Genomic DNA, 16,562 nt, shown 5'->3' with positions numbered 1-16,562 from the left:
TCGTTTGAATGTCACTTGTTCATGGCCTATCAGCCCCACACAAATCTGCACGCGCCAAAGACGACCAGCGACTGCTGGGTTTGATCAAGCATTCATGGCTGGAAAGTGGCGGCGTTTATGGCTATCGCAAAATCCATGACGATCTGCGCGAGGTCGGTGAAGTTTGCGGGCGCCATCGTGTGGCAAGGCTGATGCGTCTTGAAGGGCTGCGGTCTCAGACAGGTTATAGACGCCGCCCTGGAAAGTACGGCGGTAAGCCAGCGGTCGCCTCACCCAATTTGTTGAAACGCCAGTTCGATGTCGTGGAACCCAACAATGTTTGGGTCACCGGCATCACCTACATTCGTACGTATGAAGGCTGGTTGTATTTGGCGGTGGTGCTGGATCTGTTTTCTCGTCAGGTCGTTGGCTGGTCAATGAAGTCGCAGATGACCAGTGATTTGGCTATTGATGCATTGTTGATGGCGGTTTGGAGACGTAAACCGAAGCAAGAGGTGATGGTTCATTCCGACCAAGGCAGCCAGTACAGCAGCTCCGATTGGCGCAGCTTTTTGAAGGCAAACAATTTGGTTGCCAGCATGAGTCGCCGAGGCAACTGTCATGACAACGCCGTGGCCGAGAGCTTTTTCCAGCTTCTGAAACGTGAACGGATCTAGCGAAAAATCTACACCTCGCGGCAAGATGCTCGTAGTGATGTATTTGATTACATCGAAATGTTCTACAACGCAAAACGCCGCCATGGTTTCAACAATCAGCTGTCACCGGTAGAGTTTGAAAAGCGTTACGCAATGAGCTTGCAAGGTGTCTAGAGAATCCGGGGCGATTCACTTTATAGCTCGCCGCCTCATCCAGAAAAACTGGCGGAGAATTGATTTGAGTAATCAGATTCCACCATTCGATTCGCAGCATCTGGAACCACAGAGCCAGGATCGCGAGCAGAACGATGCACGCCGTACTCATGTCATCCCATCAGGAATTCATGACGATTCCCGCCAGCATGCATCAGCTCTACGTGCAGGTTCTGACGGCCCACGATGACCGCCAACATCGGTCGGCGATCACTGCGATCCCTCGCCAATATCTGCCACTCGCGAAGGTCTGTACCAGATGGGCTGGGCACGTCCTGGGGATGGGTATGCCACTCGCCCACATACCTCACCAAACCGTTACTCTCTTGCCAGCGCCTATCAGCTAGCCCCTTGTGACCGTGGATCATTCGCTCGAAGAAATAGCGTAACCGGCGATCGTGAGGAGTCGGCTCGCTTGCCTCAAGCACCTCAAGGTGCTTGCCACGCACGTGGCCCAGGAGAATCCCACCCGCTTCGGTTCTAGAGTCGCTTTGGATATGGCGCTCGAAAACATCCAGGACGCTTTGGTGGAAGTACACCCATTGATCCCCTGCTGGGACGCGCCAGGTCGTCACTAACTGCATGCTGGACACCCTGGTCGCTTGAGAACTGTGCAATCCGCATTTTCAGCCTCATGGGTTCTGCTTAGCACTCTAGTGGTCAACCCCGGCCACGCTTTTTGTCCAACCCAAGCCATGACGGAGTCAAGGCCAAGCGCCGCAGCCTGTATAGACGCCGAGGCGGAGAAAGGTACGTAAGGCCCTTCGCAACCTTGACCAGCAAACAGCGGCTCAACCCCACCCTCAACAGCCGCGAAGTCGCCTTGACGTTCATAATCGCACAGACAGCGATAGCAGCCTTCAGAGACGTGCCTCGACATATAAGATCGCACCGCCACTCCAGTGCCCTCGATCCAGACATGCACAAGTGGTGCACTTCGCGAATGCTTTGCAGCCAACCACTGCCCTAGCGCTTGCTCCCCGGTGGCATCAATCAGCAGATCAAATCCTTCCAGATTGACCTCCCTCGCGTCATGGGTGATGGGCCTCACATTCAAGCCTGGCATCACGCGCTTGATCTCGTCAGCAAGAGAAGTCGCTTTAGGCAGGAAGCTGTGGTTTGCCCCAAGCCGATGCCTACCAAGGTTACCGGGTTCAAGGTGCTGATTATCGACCAACATGAGCTCGCCACCCGCAGTGCCAGCGCCTGCCTTAGCCAGCATCTCACCAAGGTATCCACCAATTGTACCGACGCCGATCATGGCTATCCGCAAACCCGAGAGCGTAGTCTGGCCGGGGATGTTGCGCTGGGTGACGAAAGCGTCATCGATGCGGATCAAGCTGAGCCGAATAATCTCGACGTCGTAAATCGGTAAGCGCTGATCGAGTGACGAGTTGCGCGGAATCTTCAAGAGGTCGACTGTCGCGAAAGCATACGGCATTGTGGGCGACTCAATAACCACCACCGCAAACTGCCATTTCTTGCGATACGCCTCAGCCACCCGTGCTTCGATCTTTCGTCGGCAAGCGTCATCTAGCCCACTCTGCCACGTAAGCAGTTCTCCTACCGTTTTAGGGGGCCACGCGTCTGACCTCGGTCTGGGTACTTCTCGGGTGGTGACTCGGTCAACTGCCAGGGGTAGTTCTCGCAGCTTGCCTGGCAGGTGCGCAAGTTTGGCTAATGTTCGCTTGGGATTGTCGCTTACAGCGAACGTTCCTCCGCCCTCTAGCAAAACGCCTGCGCCGGACGTTCTTGAATCCACGTCCTCATAAAACTGCGGGCCTGACCAGAAAGCGTAAAACTCCTCCGCGAGGTCATTTACACGCTCGTCAGCCATGATCTGATCCAGAACGCGCGCTGCCTGCTCAAGGGCCGCCAAGGTCTGGCCGATGGGGTCGAAGATGTCAACGACAGCGGTTGCTTCTGCGATGTAGCACAACGAGCCCCCAGGCCCTATGTGCGGGGCCACAGGACGCAAACGCTCAGGCACCGGCGTCAATTGCACAAGCGGTAACGTCTGGAACGACCTGTCGATTCTCGCCAAGCACGGCACATCACCGAAGCGGGTACTCAGGCTACCCTCGATAACCAGGTGTGAGGTCCTCGGCTGCGCCTCGTAACGCCGAAAACCCATCGATTTCAGCGCTGCAAGCAGTTGAGGGATGACACTCATGGCGCTAGCCCGCTTTCGTTCGTTTGACGATCTCGGACGGCCCCTGCTCAGGTGGGATAGCAGCCATTGCCGCAGGCATCGGCTTAGAAACCGCATCGGTGATGAGATCAGGGCGGTTAGGGAAGCGCTCTCCCAGCATGGCGCGCATCCACAAGCACGCCATCTCTTTCTGAGCACTGTCCTCGATCGAGGCGACCAGGTGTTTTTCGAAGTCCTCGAACTTTTCTGCAGCCTCCTCAACACCTTCCTCTCCCAGCGCATCCGTGAGAAAGACTTTAGAGTCAACGGGACTCTTCACGCCCTCTCGCAGGGCGTTCGGCAGGCCGGAAACCACCGTCAGAAGTGCCAGGTCATCTCGTTTGTAGTGGAATTCGAAAATTGGACAGGCTGCAGCCATCAACAGGATCGAGCTAGGCCCACCTTTGTCCCACTGCTTGTCACGAAACGCTTTGATGTACCGAATCACTCGGCGCAGCTGCTCTTCCTTGTCCGAAATCTCAAGTTCGAACCACTCCTTCATCTTCAGCGGATCAGACACGATCCACTCGTCTTCACAAGCAAGCAGAATCTTGTCGGAAGGGAGTTTTTTCCAGGAGTCCTGCTCCGAATTGATGGCAAGACCCTTCATCACTTCGTAGTTACGCGCCTCCAGACCTTCGACGATCAGTGCGTACTGGTCATCGGGAATAGCATAGAGCGGCAGGTCGATGTGGGCAATAGTCGAGACTTCCACACGCATGCAGGTCTTTTTAGAGCTTAACGTCCAGCCCTTCTCTGTACACAGAGGTTTCAAAACATCCTGCACTGCAGCGCGGAAGTCCTGAATCGCCATGATGGGGCGATTTTCCTCTGTGATGATGCTCATCGGCAGATAGACGCCATCATCAACATCCGATTGCTGAGGAGGGGTCTGGCACGGTCTATTCAGGGTCTTATAAGCCCACGACCCCTGGATAAAGAATTTGGGCTTTCGCTCTTTACCCTTGTAACCCCGGGCTTTCATGGCGTCGGGCAGCTTCTTGCGCAGTTCATCACGCACATCTGCCCGGGCAGAATTGATTTTCTGTTTCTCGGTCTCGCCCAGGTCGAGCTCTTTCAAAAATGTCGTGTGCTCGTTCGAGCTGTACAGCAGCGGACTCAGGTTTGGCATGGACGCCACTCCCCCATTCGGTTAAGGCCTTCAATGGTCAGCAAGCCCCTAAAAGCTTGCAGGGCACCTGGCGTCCAGCTGACATCACGCCAAGCTAAATCAAACTCCGCCCCACCGACCGGCCAACCTAGGCAGGCGTCGATCTTGCACAAGAGACAGCGAAGCGGTCGCAGCTTGGATTCAATAATGCCACCGCACCATATGTAGTGCAAGACGAAAAGATAAGCACAATATATAGTATCATTATACATTGCCACTACACTGCGTCTTTTGCTCCCCAGAACCGCCACCAAGGCCGTGTTTTCTCGCGTTCGAATGAGATGTACCCCGCTGTATTCATGCCTTGGTTCCAATTGCGATCCGTAAAATAGACGCCCTCCATCGTCACCATACTGCCTTCATCTCGTACTTGAATCCGGGCCGCACCGTTGTGCCGACTGCAGTCCGAAATCTTCGGGTTGCTCGTCAGGTTCTCGTAGATGTAGTTGAGTTCCACCGTGCCGTGCTGAGCATCGCGCTGAACGCTGACGCAGACGGTGCTGGACTTCGAATAGCGGTCGTCGGCTTCGAATTGCATACGGACGCGGAAAAAGCGAGAGAAAATCTTGATTTTCCCCTGCTTGATGAGCTTGTCCTCTACCGATTGATTTCCTTTCAAACGCTCGATAGCGCCCCAGTTTGACTGAAGCAAGACGTTCCACGTGCCTTCGATAGGAGGGAAGAAGCTTCTGACAATGGGAAGCTTGCAAAGCAGTGGGAAGATGAAGGTCTCCCCTACGATCAGAAATGCAAAGCTGGCCAAGCTTGACGCACTTGAAAGGGCTCGCAGCAGCTTCAGTGGCTCGCCTATCAAAGCTAGAAGGTCGTTGTGGTGTAGCCCAGCAAAAATCGCAAGGGTAACGACCAGAAAGGCCAGTGCCGTATTTTTAATTCCTATCACTTGATACATGCGTGCTCCTTTAGCAAGGCCCCTGCCAGCAAGGTGTTTGACCTGCTGCTCACTGCATACGGTACGAACACTACACTCAGATGGCCCAGGCTGCTGGACATTCTGGGTACGGCCTTGTTTCCACGCTGCGACTACAGTGCCCAGACCGAACCACCCCCTTCAGCACGGCTCTCAGGCGGGAGCCTGGCCACGGCATCCTCAGTTTGATTCACGCGTGCCGCAGGCCCATCATTCAGGGTCACGAAGCGAGATGGCTCAGCCTTCATGGCCGCGGAGGTTGTCCAGGTGCAGAGCTTTAATTTCCAGCCAGGTCTCGACTGAATGGTCGGCGTAGCTGAGGCCTACCTCGACCTAGAGATGTAAACGCACGAGTTGCTGGTAGTACCCAGGTGTTCGTTCCGGCGATACCTCCAGGAGGCCTCCCACAACGGGTGGCTTTTGCTGGCCCTGTGCATACTCGGACGCATACATTCGAGCGGGATTACCAGCCTAGTACATCCGCTCATAGTCCCCTCGGAGGTCACCCAAATCTACAAGGTGCTCCAGTACAGCTGGCTGTTGGTAATGAGAAAGCGCATCCACTCGACATCGTCCCAGCCTGCTGCGTCATGCTTCCCGCCATGGAAAAGGTTGTTTCGGACAGTCTTCACTGACCGCACCACCCTCTCAAGATCAGACCTGCAATTGTCCAGTCCAAGCTTCCTCCATGCGAGGGTGTCGTTGGCGCCGACCTGTAGTGGTCAACTGATCCCGGACACGACGTTAAGTCTTTTTCGGACTGAGCTGGTGCCAGTCCGTTATTGAACTGGTGTAGCCGAATCAAGTTATAGCGATGCATCAGATAATGACTGATATCGTGCTGAGCCTCTTGGGCCGCCATGAAGCCCACGGTCGGTATCCACTCAGTTTTCAGACTCCGGAAAACACATTCCATTGGCGAGTTGTCGTAGCAATTACCTCGGCGACTCATGCTCTGATGGATGCCGTATCGCCAGAGCCGCTGGCGATACGGCGCAGTTTGGTCATCAGACATCCAGTTAGGCGAGCATTCTCGCTTAACTGGGTGTCCTGTTTCATTAGACCACTACAGTAGCCAATGGCTGCGAAGAGGACGACTCTTCGTTGCCCCACGGCACTGACCTGGTGCCAGCCGCAGATCGGAGACCGGCAGCCTGCCCTTCACTGGCGAAGGCTTCCCCGGCGGCATGATCCCCAAAGGTTGTTATACTCTTGTATTTTCAAATGCACACTCAAGGAGAGAACGTGCTTACATCATTCAAAGTTAAAGGCATTACTGTTCCGCTCCTTCCATCCCCGAACCTTGGGCCGAAGAGCAGCAGCTTATTCGCTGCTGATTCAATGACGTTACTCGTTGGCCCAAATGGGAGCGGAAAGACTAGGGTAATGATGGGGCTAGCATCAATATTAGCGAGGAAAGGCGCAGCCGGTAGATCTACCTCAGGCGCTTCTTGGAGTAATGAGGCGGATCCGGATTCGACATGCGCGGTTTATTACACTCCTGTGCCGTACCACATAGTCTCTCCCCGGAATGGAGATCGCTTTCGCTTTATCCAGACAAGTCTAAGCTCTACATCGCAACCAATGTCTTCAGAACACGAGGAAGTTATAGGTCGATTGAAACAAGAGTTTGAGCTGGAGGCCCCAAAAGCATTATCGCTTCCGGAGATTGACGAAAATGTATTTAATAAACTAATGGCACATGTTCTAGCAAGTCGCAAAGAAATTCTGGATCAGTGGGTTGAACCGTTTCAAGCAGCTGTAAAGGAGTTGCGGCTAGATGTGAGACTACCAGGTGGCGGCAGGGATTGGGAGCAAATTGAGAAGAACAGAAAGAAAACGGAAGTACTGGCTGGCGAGTTTGCAAAACAACTCCGTGGAAAGATCGGCCCTGAATTCCTACTCGCAATTCGGGCATATGCTTTTGCTATCGCGCCGCGCCAGATTTCAGATACTGCTAAAAGCCAGCTACTGGCAGCGTTGGGATTTTCCGTTAACACATCAGCAGTAAAGCAAGCGACAGTGACAAAGAAAAATTTTGATAGCGCTCTCGCTAAGCTCAGAACTGTAGCCAATATAGTTAACGACCCACAGCTATCCAAAAACACCTACCTACTTGATGGTCAGCAAAGTGATCAACTAAATTTGTTGAATCTAGGAAAAATCGGCCGAGTAAGTCTCACCCAGTTAAGCTCGGGTGCCGCAACCTTGATACATCAGTTTGCTAGCATTGATATGGCATGCGGGCAGCTCTTAGCAGACAAAAAATTTACCAATCTAGTGCTTATAGTGGATGAGGGTGATGCATTCCTCCATCTGGCGTGGCAGCAACGATATATAGATTACTTAGACAAGACCGTCGCGCGCTTGAAGAAGAGATTTGAAGTTGTACAGGTTTTAGTAGCCACCCACTCACCAGTTCTTATGTCTGATTTTCCACGCGACTGCATCTATCTATTAGACGGAAAGAGCTGGATAGAGGATTTGCTGGAAGATTCGACTCTGCCAAAACCACCTGAATCGTTCGGCGCCCCTTTAGACACTGTAGTCCAGAATGTTGGACAAGCAGGGACGATGGGGGTGTTTTCAGCTCGCATAATTAAGCGAACAGTAGAAGAAATTCTTGCAGGGCGCTCAGTCTCCCGCGAGCGGATAGAGATGATTGGCGACCCTGTTATTCGTCGGCAGTTGGATAAGAAACTACAAGAAAACATACTGTCAGAGGCATCGATATAAATGCAAATTAACATATCTGATATATGGCCAAATACCACTAAAGATTTACATGACTCTTATTTTAAGGGTGTAGTATCCAAAAAATTTTCAAATCGAAACCCCTTAATGAATTTTCTTTTGCTGAAGTATGGAGGACTGTTGGCAACCTCAAGTCCCAGCAACCTGAGGAGCGTAGTTAAGGACATAGAAAATGCTAAGGCTGCGCTACCCGAGGCTGTGTGTCACGAGTTTCACGAAGCATGTAAGAAATTGTTTGATTATGATTGCTTCGCACAAAAAGATTCAAAATCTTGGAATGCATATAAATTATGCATGACATCTAAATACACTATGTGTCCTTACTGCCAGCAAAGTCTGGCTGTAACAATTTATAAAGATAAAAAAAGTAAGTCCTTGCGTCCCACCCTTGATCATTTTTATCCAAAGCACAAATATCCATACCTCGCACTGTCACTCTACAATCTGATTCCTAGCTGCCACCCTTGCAATAGCTCCCTGAAGAGCACTGCAAATTTTTATGAAAAGGAACATCTCCATCCATACGAAGATGCCGAGGCAATCCAGTACAGCTTAGACCTGAGCGCATATATTAAGCACCGCGAACAGGGCTTGGCTGTGCCTCTACCAAAAGTCACAATAAACAAGCCACTTAAAAATCATCCGCTTTATGGCAAAGTTCAGCATTCAATGCAAACGTTCCTTACGGAAGAGCGCTTATCTATATCCGAGGGAGAACTGAATAGATTTATTGATACCTTAATGATCTACAGTCCTGGAAAGCTTAATGAGATTAATAGTTCAATTCTCTCCAAAACTGCATGGTTGCTTACGCCTGAAGTCGCGCTGAACTTCAATCGCGTTAATTATAAAAACGAATGGCTAGGTGCGATAAAGAGAGACCTATATGATCTCGGCTGGAAGATATGATAATATCCTAAAATCATGTTCTAGCCCTTTAGCGTAAGTTGTATTTTTTTGTACTACAAAGAACGCTACCTCGACAACCAAGAGAGCCGTACCCTGAACTCGCTGCGGTGGGATTTTGTCCTAGAGACCTCTGAGCGGCTGGCTACGCTGAAAAGGAACCCGCCTATGCGGGGTTCTTTATTGACTCATGACGACCCAGCGACACCCTCATCCAGAGCGATTACCTATAAGAGCCATTAACAAAATATGCTTAAACGAGAGCCCCAGTCGGCGAGTTTGAACAAGAAAGTGGCTCTGCCTGCAGCTCTTTGTACCTTGACCAGATGTCCTTGAGGTTAGGCAGACCAACCATCGCTAGAACACAACCCAGCGCGCCTAAGGCCACATTTCCTGTCAGTGCCCCCGCTACTTCGATTGCTCCAGCAGCTAGGCATGATGCAACGTCGACTCCGTAAAGCTTAATTTTTTATTGCGCGCGTCTTTCAGCAACGTTTGGTGCGCCGCAAGAGCTCGATCCAGGTCATCGACGCCTTGGTCAGCCGTTCGAAAGTAGTTCTCTGGTCGCACTTTGATCAGCTCAGAAACACCATGACCAAGTAGATATCTCAGCTCTTCAGCCAAACCAGCCCTCCGGATATTCAGCACTGTTTCAGCAGGAACATTGCCGAGCCACTCTAGGTTTTCATCTACCTCAGCGCTCAACGCGCGCATCACATGCATGCTTTTTCTATCATCCGATGGGCGGTCTACCACTCCACCTTGGTAGCCCAACATCCAATTGAAGTACTTCAATGAAGTCTGCGCTCCTACAAATGGCGCTCCACCAAAATGATTAGCGCACTGCTGAGAGGCCAATGCTTGGGGCATACGCCTTAAGCAAGCGTGCAACACATGATTTCCTGCTATCGGGGGGGGGGCCAAGCCCGGAGTGGCTCCTTCTTTCAGAGGCGTAGTTAGTGCGCACGTGCATTCCCGCCCCACTCTGCACAAACGACAGCAGCAGCCATCCCCAAGCTGCAGCAAGGTCATGGCGCGGTTCGATCGCCCGGGGCCTACGATCCATTAGCTGTGGTGCTTCGGAATAGTCAGTCTAAATGGCTGCAAAACGCGGTTGATTGAATCTCACCGTCGGCCAGCATCAATCTCTCCACCGCGCCTTTCTGTCCAGCTACTGCGGCGTCCCTGGACGCCAAAGGTCGGATCAATCAGACACTCGGAACGCCTCGTCAGTGAACATAGAGCGGTGAACAAACCCATTCATCATCGGCCTACATGACCTATGCCATATAGGCTTTCTTGCGGCTTATGAACATGTGACATCGCCCACTTGTTAAATCATGTGTTATGTCAGATATGTTCATGAGCCTGTTAAACAGCTGGACCGAAAAAAGCCGCTTCTGACGTCCACTCTCTTAACGGGCCATACGGTTCATGTTCATGGCGAGTCATTGAATAACGTGGCTGCTCCGGTCAGCGCTTGTCGCTTGTCGCTTGTCGCTTGTCGCTTGTTGTGTAGGATAATTAAGCAGCTTTATTGCTCAAACTCTTTTCATTCATCTACGTCAGCTCAATCTCAGCATCGTGCTCACGACATGCTAGCGGTCATTATTCTCAGACCCTTCGGGGCCGCACCAGCGTCAACTCTTCCTCAGAAAGCCCCTCCTTCAAATGGAGTTCGGGAATATCGGCCTGGGAAAGGTCCTCCATCATCAGCGCAGATCTGGCTTGCGCGAACGCCTTAGGAATTGAGTGTCCGAAACCGATACCTGAGTAAAACTGCGAAGAGAAGACACGAGCACCATCGTCGCCAATCTCCCGCCTCATGCCGATTGCAGCGTCCACATTTTCAATACAGCTCTGCGCTTGATTGAAGGAGAAACACGTATTGAAGAACACGAGTTTCACGCTTTCAGAACCGAATGCGATTGCACTAACAATCCCCTCTTTGGACACATGTTCTGGCCTTCCGGAATCATCTTGAAGCACCAGCGCATCAGCAGACGTTCCATGGCCGCTGAAATGCACAACCGTGGGCTTAAGCTCGTTGATAGCCTGAAGGATATCCATCGGTCGGACTGCCCAACGCGTCTGAAAATTTACGGCATCCCGATGCTCTGAGGCCCGAAGCTTTTCCCCAATAGATCGTGCTTCCTCGTCAAGCGCAAGCTTATTGGTTCCTGGATCTGACGCCATAAAAAGTACAGTGATCTGCTCTGGTAATGCCTTTAGCATTTTAATCTGCGAAGCAGTTTCTGCGTGCAAACCCTCATGTCTAGCCAACCCCGCCCCAATCTCACGCATACGACGCTCCTGAGCCTGCTCCGCACGTTTCTGTTCGGTCTGTTGTTTTTTCAGATCGGCCTCGCGCTTTTTCTTTACCTCATCGTGCTTTTTCTGTTCGCGGGCCACTTCCTGGTCAAACTTGTGTTGAGCAGCAGCAAGCTTCTTATGCTCATCGGCAATCTTACTATCAAGCTTAGCCATGTCGACCTGGGCCTTGCTCTGGTCGGAGGCATGGCGCTCTGCCTCCCGTTCCCTCAAATTGATTATGGAAGCGCTTGTCGACCGGCGTGCAGCAGTCAAAGCATCTTGCTTTTTTTTCGACGCCGCTGCGGCTTTAACGGCCACCTTCCCCTTGTCAGACTGCAGCTTGGCAATATTTTGCTGGCAGGTGGTTACCTGCTTTCGGTAAGTTTCGATGCTCATTTACCACCCCCCGACTGAACACTGATCATACCAATCCCTGTAGAGTAGTTAGCCCGAATATTTGCTCGACCTCATGAATTTTCAACGGGTACACAATTGTATGAACGAGACAATCAGTTACTTGAAGGACCGTTTTAAAGAAGAACATGACCGCTTCGATCATTTTGAAAACAAATGCGCAAAATTCCTGACTGCCGTTTCGATTGTGATTGCAGCAGTAAGTGCGTTGGCTGGACTGAAAAACGGAATACTTTCCCAGGTTTCATCCCCGTTGGGCTTGATGATATTTTTATCTTTTGCCGCCGCCGCTTTCTGCGTGACCTGCTCATGGGGGCATGCGCTAAGCGCCCTGCGCATCAGCGAATGTCCAAGTCTTCCTTCAAGTCGCCGCACGGCTGACTATTTGCTGGTCGTTGACGCTGAGCAGCAAAAGCTCCACATCTATAATTGCTACATCGACACCTTGGAAAAACTCAAAACCGCCATTGATGAAAAATCCAGACCCTTGGAATTGGCTTACAAAGAGCTTGTTTGGGGCGCCGGTTTTTTCATGCTACTCGCGATACTCACAACCATCAGAGTGCTCACGGAATGACTGATAAAAAAGTACACAACAACGAAAACAAGACGCCTCCGCCGCCGCCTACCACGGAATATCAGCGAAGATCCGAAGAGCCGGTCGTAAACCGGCAGACGCCACCTGACAAGCGCTGATATACAATCGCCAGTCCTGCTAAGGGACTGGCGTTGGCGTTACTCAGCAAGGGGGATACGGAAGGATTGGCACCTGGAAAGCGGAAAGACAGCATAAACATTCATCGTTAGGCTGCCCGGACGGCGCAAAATGACTGAAGCCAAGAATCCACTCGGCACTAACGACAATCCGCTCCGATCAGAGTGTGATGCCGCTTCTGCTGTCTTGGAAGACCTCTTTCTCATGGTATTCAAGGTAAGGAACAAGTTCCTTTGGGACAAAACGAAGCGGTTTAGGTAGACCTAAAGTCTGCCTGTGTTTGTCATTAAGGCGTTTCGAAATCTGCATTTGGCCCAAGCTATCGAACGTGATAAGCCCTTTATCGAACAAGGCATCTAAATTCGCCGACAATAGAAGGCCGTTATGACGGTCGAGGCGTTGTTTAGCATTAGAGTCCACCCAAGGCTTCACATGAGACGCGCGAAGAATCTCTTTGCACGCCAACGCCGTTACTGAACAGGCTCCCCCCCAAACCTGCATCAGATCCTCGCGAAATTTACCCTGGCCCCGACGTGCGTTAACTCTAGTCAGCACCTCTGTGATGGGTTCATTTCCCCCGTCAATCTCCCCGGGTGGCAATGGTTCGGCAGGGGCACATTGAATAGCGTCGATCAGGCGATTCCATTTTTCATTTCGCTGCCCCCCTGGAATGGCATCCATAATTCGACCCACTGTGGGCAGATCCAAATAGGTGTATCTACTGTACATTCCAAGCATCCTTTTCTTCCCCGTAATCGTCCGTGGGTCTAAAGTGATCGGTTTATCAAACCACCAAAAAAAATCTTCGGGACAAATCCAGTTTGGAATCCAATGCAGGTCCTTTTTCCACGCTTTCAGAAATTTCCTTTGGTTCCCTTCAAACTGCTTTTGGACATTCTCAATCCGCCAAGCATCTTCCCAAAGACCGCTCAGCGATAACTCGCGAACAATGTCTTCACGTTGCGCCCGATGGTGCTCATCGAACAGACCAAATGCGTTACCTGCTATGCCAACTAGCTGCTGAATACCATCGTGCGATGCCGTCAAGAATACAAATGTCTGCCCCGCATTTTCGTCTATTGGTGCTACGCCCAATCCTTCAGTGTGAAACACCCGAAAACGATTATTTCCACGCGACAGGACCATTTTTGGAGAGTTGTTCCACTCTTCATGGCCATATCCGTTTGCTTCAGGGAACCCACTTGATCCGAAGACTCCCGAAGGCGCTAGGTAGTCGCCCGTATTCCAAAAAATCGGTTTCTGAATAAATAGCGCCATTGATTTTTTCGTCCTTGGTAAATTAGAAATTATTGACCTGCGTCACCTCACGGCGGCTCGCCCCTCTGGCGGACATCTGCGTCGAACACCTGATGCCGGTAATCCGCCACGGAGCCTTTGGTGACTATTTCTCGCTGCTACTGGAACACGACTTTTCCAGCGTTACACTGATTTCAATTATGCAGTCATGCACACGCGTCAGCGCGTCATCAAGATAGGCCTCCGTCAGCTTGTCACCCTGCTCCAGCACGCAACGATCCTCCTTGATCAAAAAGCGAGTCGAGGCGAAGTACAAATCTTTCCAGTCCGGAACGGCATGTGCAGGTTTCGTGAACGAGGGTAGCCGAGGGATCAGCGATTCAAGATCCTTTGCGTGAAAGAATGGAAATACCCCAAACCAACTGTGTTTGTAGATCTTGACCCCTACGCCCTCAGGCCAGCTTCGCAGGCGAATATCCAAATCGTATTTTTGTTTGTCTGGATTAGATGAGAACATAGTTTCCATCTCGGCCTCAAAATGCTCAAACAGGCGATCACTAGCCAAACGCTCACGCAGACGGTTAAACAATTCAGTCATCTTGCGCGTCTTGCAGTATTTGTAGTGCTTGACGAGGTGGGCGTAAGCCTCTTCGTTCTTTTGGAATACCTCCCAACAAAGGCGGCTCAACTCAGTGTTACCTGACATCGTCTTCTCTACATGAGTTACGAACTGGTCAATAAAATAGCCGGCAGCTTGGGTAGCCATGGGTTGATACTGATGTAAAAGGGCCGCCAACTCACCATAGGATTGGTAATACACAGGCACGCTGGAGTGGACGTCGACAGTGGGCGATTCCCTCCCCGTCGGGGTGAGGTAGACCAACGCGCGTGACTCATAGTGTGGGTAAAGTTCGCACAACGCCTCCTGATAACTGGCGACCTGGTTGTGCTGGTCCGCCGCCCATATCTTGTTTTCAACCGCAATGACGAGGCGCAGGCAGGGGAAGTCGAGCAAAATATCAATGTGAGCTAGTTCCCTGGCAATCTTTGCCTTTGCCCCGGCCGTGCTTTCTCGTACTTGTTGTGACAAAGGCGTTCCGATACAAGGCAATTGTCCAAGTGACACCACATAAGCATCTCTGAACAACGCGCCCATACCATGAGCATCATGCTCATCCATGAGGGCGGCGAGAATGTTCGAATGAACGAGCTCTTTGGAGCTCACGCCCATCACTCTGAAAAGATCAAATGCCTTCGTGTAACGGCTAAGAGAGGCAAAACCAGAACCGGCGCGCAGTGCATTCAGTTGCGAGAAGGTGTCCATACCGTATGCCCTATTGAGCGAACGAAATGCCCGCTAGTCGTTTGATGTTAATAGAAAACGGGGGCATAGTGCCAGTATCTATTATTCCTACCGAAATGCCGAATGAAAGGTCGGATGTGAACCTATTGTAGCGAACCTACGAGTCGATTTTTTTAGTTTAGGTTTTTGTTTTTGAACGAATTATGCTCTCGATAAAACATCCGACATAGTTCACTTGTTAAATTGAGTATTAATGCAGGCATGTCCCAATCCACCGCTGACTCTACGCCATGCAACGTGCCTGGCTGTTTTGGATGGCCAGTGCAGCATCAATGGCGCCGGTTTGTACCGAGCTGATAATTTCCGGCGGCAGCCATCACGCGCGTGATCCAGTCTGCACGCATGAATGGGCACGATCCGCACCCTCACAATTTAAGTAAGCACCTGCTCTAACCTTTCACCCAACCCAACTCACAGCAGTTTTGGGAATTACTTCTGACTCGTCGAGTTTGGAGGCGAACATGCTCACCGCCGCGACGGCGTCGCTGGTGCCGCTGCGAATCTGCAATATCACCGAGCCGGCCTGATCGGCCAGGCCTACGCCGCGTTGCGCACCCTCTTGAGTAGCGTTCATGCTGGCGACGGCATCACGGGTTTCAGAAAGGATCTTGCCGATCATTTCGGCAATTTCCGCAGTCGAGCGACTGGTGCGCCCTGCCAGTTGCCGGACTTCGTCGGCCACTACCGCAAAGCCTCGGCCCTGATCGCCCGCTCGGGCTGCTTCAATGGCGGCGTTGAGGGCCAGCAGGTTGGTCTGATCAGCGATACCGCGAATAGTATTGACGATGGCCGTGATCTGTTCGGAACGGTCACCCAGCTGACCGACCAGCCGCGCCGACGCACCAATGTTTTCGGCTATCTGGCGCATCTCTCTGGCTGTTTCCTGGATGACTTGGGCGCCCTGTTCGGCGACTTTCTCGGTCTCGGCGGAAATATGGTACGCCCGGGAAGCGCCGCGCGAGTCCTCTTCAAAGCGCTCGATGCGCGTGGTGATATCACTGGCGAACTTGACGATCTTCGATAATTTGCCGTCAGCGTCATACACCGGGTTATAGGTCGCTTCCAGCCAGACTACCCGTCCGTTTTTGCCGATACGTTTGAACTGGCCACTGAAAAACTCGCCGGCATTCAATCGACGCCAGAAGTCGCTGTATTCGCTGCTATTAATCAAGCTTGGCTCGCAAAACAGCCGGTGGTGCTTACCCTTGAGCTCGTTCAGGCCGTAGCCCATGGTGTGTAGAAAGTTGTCGTTGGCCGAGAGGATATTGCCAGTGAGATCAAACTCAATCACAGCCATGGCGCGATCCAGCGCGGCCAGTTTGCCCCGCGCCAGCGCTTCTTGAGCGACTTTTTCAGTCACGTCCAGTGCATACTTGACGATCCTGTTCACTTGACCGCGCTCGTCGAGCACCGGGTTGTAACTGGCTTCAAGCCAGACATTCTGCCCCATCGCGTTAATTCGCTGGAAAGTACCCGACACGAATGTACCGGCACGCAGTTGCGCCCAAAACTGACCGTAATCCGCGCTGCGGGTTAACGCAGGGGTGCAGAAGTCCCGATGCGACTTACCAAGCAATTGGTCGGCGCGATAGCCCATGGTGGCGAGAAAATTATCGTTGGCTCGCAGCACTTTTCCGTCCAGGTCAAACTCGACCACCGCCATGGAGCGGCCCAGTGCTTCGAACAATCCCTTGTAACCCAC

11 protein-coding genes and 4 pseudogenes are annotated in these 16,562 nt (G+C 51.9%); 4 read left to right on the top strand and 11 right to left on the bottom strand.

What is annotated here, in order from left to right; translation table 11 throughout:
• Positions 1 to 41 precede the first annotated feature (41 nt).
• Positions 42 to 809, top strand: a pseudogene (locus C4J86_RS13385) (IS3 family transposase); the annotation flags it as partial.
• Between the two features lie 152 nt (positions 810 to 961).
• Here C4J86_RS13385 and C4J86_RS13380 read toward each other — a convergent pair.
• The 5 genes and pseudogenes from C4J86_RS13380 to C4J86_RS13355 all read right to left on the bottom strand — a co-directional run.
• Complete coding sequence (locus C4J86_RS13380) at positions 962 to 1,432, bottom strand: Mov34/MPN/PAD-1 family protein (RefSeq protein WP_124370743.1); 471 nt, start codon at positions 1,430 to 1,432, stop codon at positions 962 to 964.
• Complete coding sequence (locus tag C4J86_RS13375; protein ID WP_164487774.1) at positions 1,423 to 3,021, bottom strand: ThiF family adenylyltransferase; 1,599 nt, start codon at positions 3,019 to 3,021, stop codon at positions 1,423 to 1,425. Before C4J86_RS13375 ends, C4J86_RS13380 begins: the two co-directional genes overlap by 10 nt.
• Positions 3,022 to 3,025: 4 nt before the next feature.
• A complete protein-coding gene (locus C4J86_RS13370) occupies positions 3,026 to 4,171 on the bottom strand; it encodes a cyclic GMP-AMP synthase DncV-like nucleotidyltransferase (protein ID WP_124370741.1) in 1,146 nt (381 codons plus the stop codon).
• Positions 4,172 to 4,427: 256 nt separating this feature from the next.
• Entirely contained in the window at positions 4,428 to 5,120 is a 693-nt protein-coding gene (locus tag C4J86_RS13365; RefSeq protein WP_124370740.1) for a hypothetical protein, read from the bottom strand.
• Positions 5,121 to 5,860: 740 nt separating this feature from the next.
• Positions 5,861 to 6,129: pseudogene (locus C4J86_RS13355) on the bottom strand (integrase core domain-containing protein); the annotation flags it as partial.
• A 626-nt stretch (positions 6,130 to 6,755) separates the two neighbouring features.
• Between C4J86_RS13355 and C4J86_RS13350 the strand changes: the two are divergent.
• Together C4J86_RS13350 and C4J86_RS13345 are read left to right on the top strand one after the other, a co-directional pair.
• A complete protein-coding gene (locus tag C4J86_RS13350; RefSeq protein ID WP_256681699.1) occupies positions 6,756 to 7,874 on the top strand; it encodes a hypothetical protein in 1,119 nt (372 codons plus the stop codon).
• The gene (locus C4J86_RS13345) at positions 7,875 to 8,801 is read left to right on the top strand and encodes an HNH endonuclease (RefSeq protein WP_124370738.1); all 927 of its coding nucleotides are present in this window, start codon (positions 7,875 to 7,877) and stop codon (positions 8,799 to 8,801) included.
• A gap of 426 nt (positions 8,802 to 9,227) precedes the next feature.
• Here C4J86_RS13345 and C4J86_RS13340 read toward each other — a convergent pair whose 3' ends face one another.
• Entirely contained in the window at positions 9,228 to 9,593 is a 366-nt protein-coding gene (locus C4J86_RS13340; protein WP_124370737.1) for a hypothetical protein, read from the bottom strand.
• 819 nt (positions 9,594 to 10,412) lie between these two features.
• Complete coding sequence (locus C4J86_RS13335; protein ID WP_124370736.1) at positions 10,413 to 11,507, bottom strand: hypothetical protein; 1,095 nt, start codon at positions 11,505 to 11,507, stop codon at positions 10,413 to 10,415.
• Between the two features lie 100 nt (positions 11,508 to 11,607).
• Between C4J86_RS13335 and C4J86_RS13330 the strand changes: the two genes are divergently transcribed.
• Positions 11,608 to 12,102 (top strand): hypothetical protein, encoded by a 495-nt coding sequence (locus tag C4J86_RS13330; RefSeq protein ID WP_124370735.1) that lies wholly within the window; start codon positions 11,608 to 11,610, stop codon positions 12,100 to 12,102.
• Between the two features lie 297 nt (positions 12,103 to 12,399).
• Here C4J86_RS13330 and C4J86_RS13325 read toward each other — a convergent pair whose 3' ends face one another.
• The 4 genes and pseudogenes from C4J86_RS13325 to C4J86_RS27395 form a co-directional block, all read right to left on the bottom strand.
• Complete coding sequence (locus tag C4J86_RS13325) at positions 12,400 to 13,518, bottom strand: HNH endonuclease (RefSeq protein WP_124370734.1); 1,119 nt, start codon at positions 13,516 to 13,518, stop codon at positions 12,400 to 12,402.
• A gap of 124 nt (positions 13,519 to 13,642) precedes the next feature.
• Entirely contained in the window at positions 13,643 to 14,821 is a 1,179-nt protein-coding gene (locus C4J86_RS13320) for a PD-(D/E)XK nuclease family protein (RefSeq protein WP_124370733.1), read from the bottom strand.
• 436 nt (positions 14,822 to 15,257) lie between these two features.
• Positions 15,258 to 15,734: pseudogene (locus C4J86_RS27400) on the bottom strand (methyl-accepting chemotaxis protein); the annotation flags it as partial.
• A gap of 111 nt (positions 15,735 to 15,845) precedes the next feature.
• Positions 15,846 to 16,523: pseudogene (locus tag C4J86_RS27395) on the bottom strand (PAS domain-containing protein); the annotation flags it as partial.
• Positions 16,524 to 16,562: the final 39 nt, after the last annotated feature.

Source organism: Pseudomonas sp. R2-7-07 (assembly GCF_003852355.1).
Lineage (GTDB): Bacteria > Pseudomonadota > Gammaproteobacteria > Pseudomonadales > Pseudomonadaceae > Aquipseudomonas.
Note: the sequence above shows the minus strand (reverse complement) of the source record. Positions and strands in the feature narration are given on the sequence as shown.

Excerpts from the sequence above, each read along its gene's own strand:
- C4J86_RS13380 (WP_124370743.1), bottom strand. The coding sequence starts at position 1,432 with ATGCAGTTAGTGACGACCTGGCGCGTCCCAGCAGGGGATCAATGGGTG.
- C4J86_RS13375 (WP_164487774.1), bottom strand. The coding sequence starts at position 3,021 with ATGAGTGTCATCCCTCAACTGCTTGCAGCGCTGAAATCGATGGGTTTT.
- C4J86_RS13370 (WP_124370741.1), bottom strand. The coding sequence starts at position 4,171 with ATGCCAAACCTGAGTCCGCTGCTGTACAGCTCGAACGAGCACACGACA.
- C4J86_RS13365 (WP_124370740.1), bottom strand. The coding sequence starts at position 5,120 with ATGTATCAAGTGATAGGAATTAAAAATACGGCACTGGCCTTTCTGGTC.
- C4J86_RS13345 (WP_124370738.1), top strand. The coding sequence starts at position 7,875 with ATGCAAATTAACATATCTGATATATGGCCAAATACCACTAAAGATTTA.
- C4J86_RS13335 (WP_124370736.1), bottom strand. The coding sequence starts at position 11,507 with ATGAGCATCGAAACTTACCGAAAGCAGGTAACCACCTGCCAGCAAAAT.
- C4J86_RS13330 (WP_124370735.1), top strand. The coding sequence starts at position 11,608 with ATGAACGAGACAATCAGTTACTTGAAGGACCGTTTTAAAGAAGAACAT.
- C4J86_RS13325 (WP_124370734.1), bottom strand. The coding sequence starts at position 13,518 with ATGGCGCTATTTATTCAGAAACCGATTTTTTGGAATACGGGCGACTAC.
- C4J86_RS13320 (WP_124370733.1), bottom strand. The coding sequence starts at position 14,821 with ATGGACACCTTCTCGCAACTGAATGCACTGCGCGCCGGTTCTGGTTTT.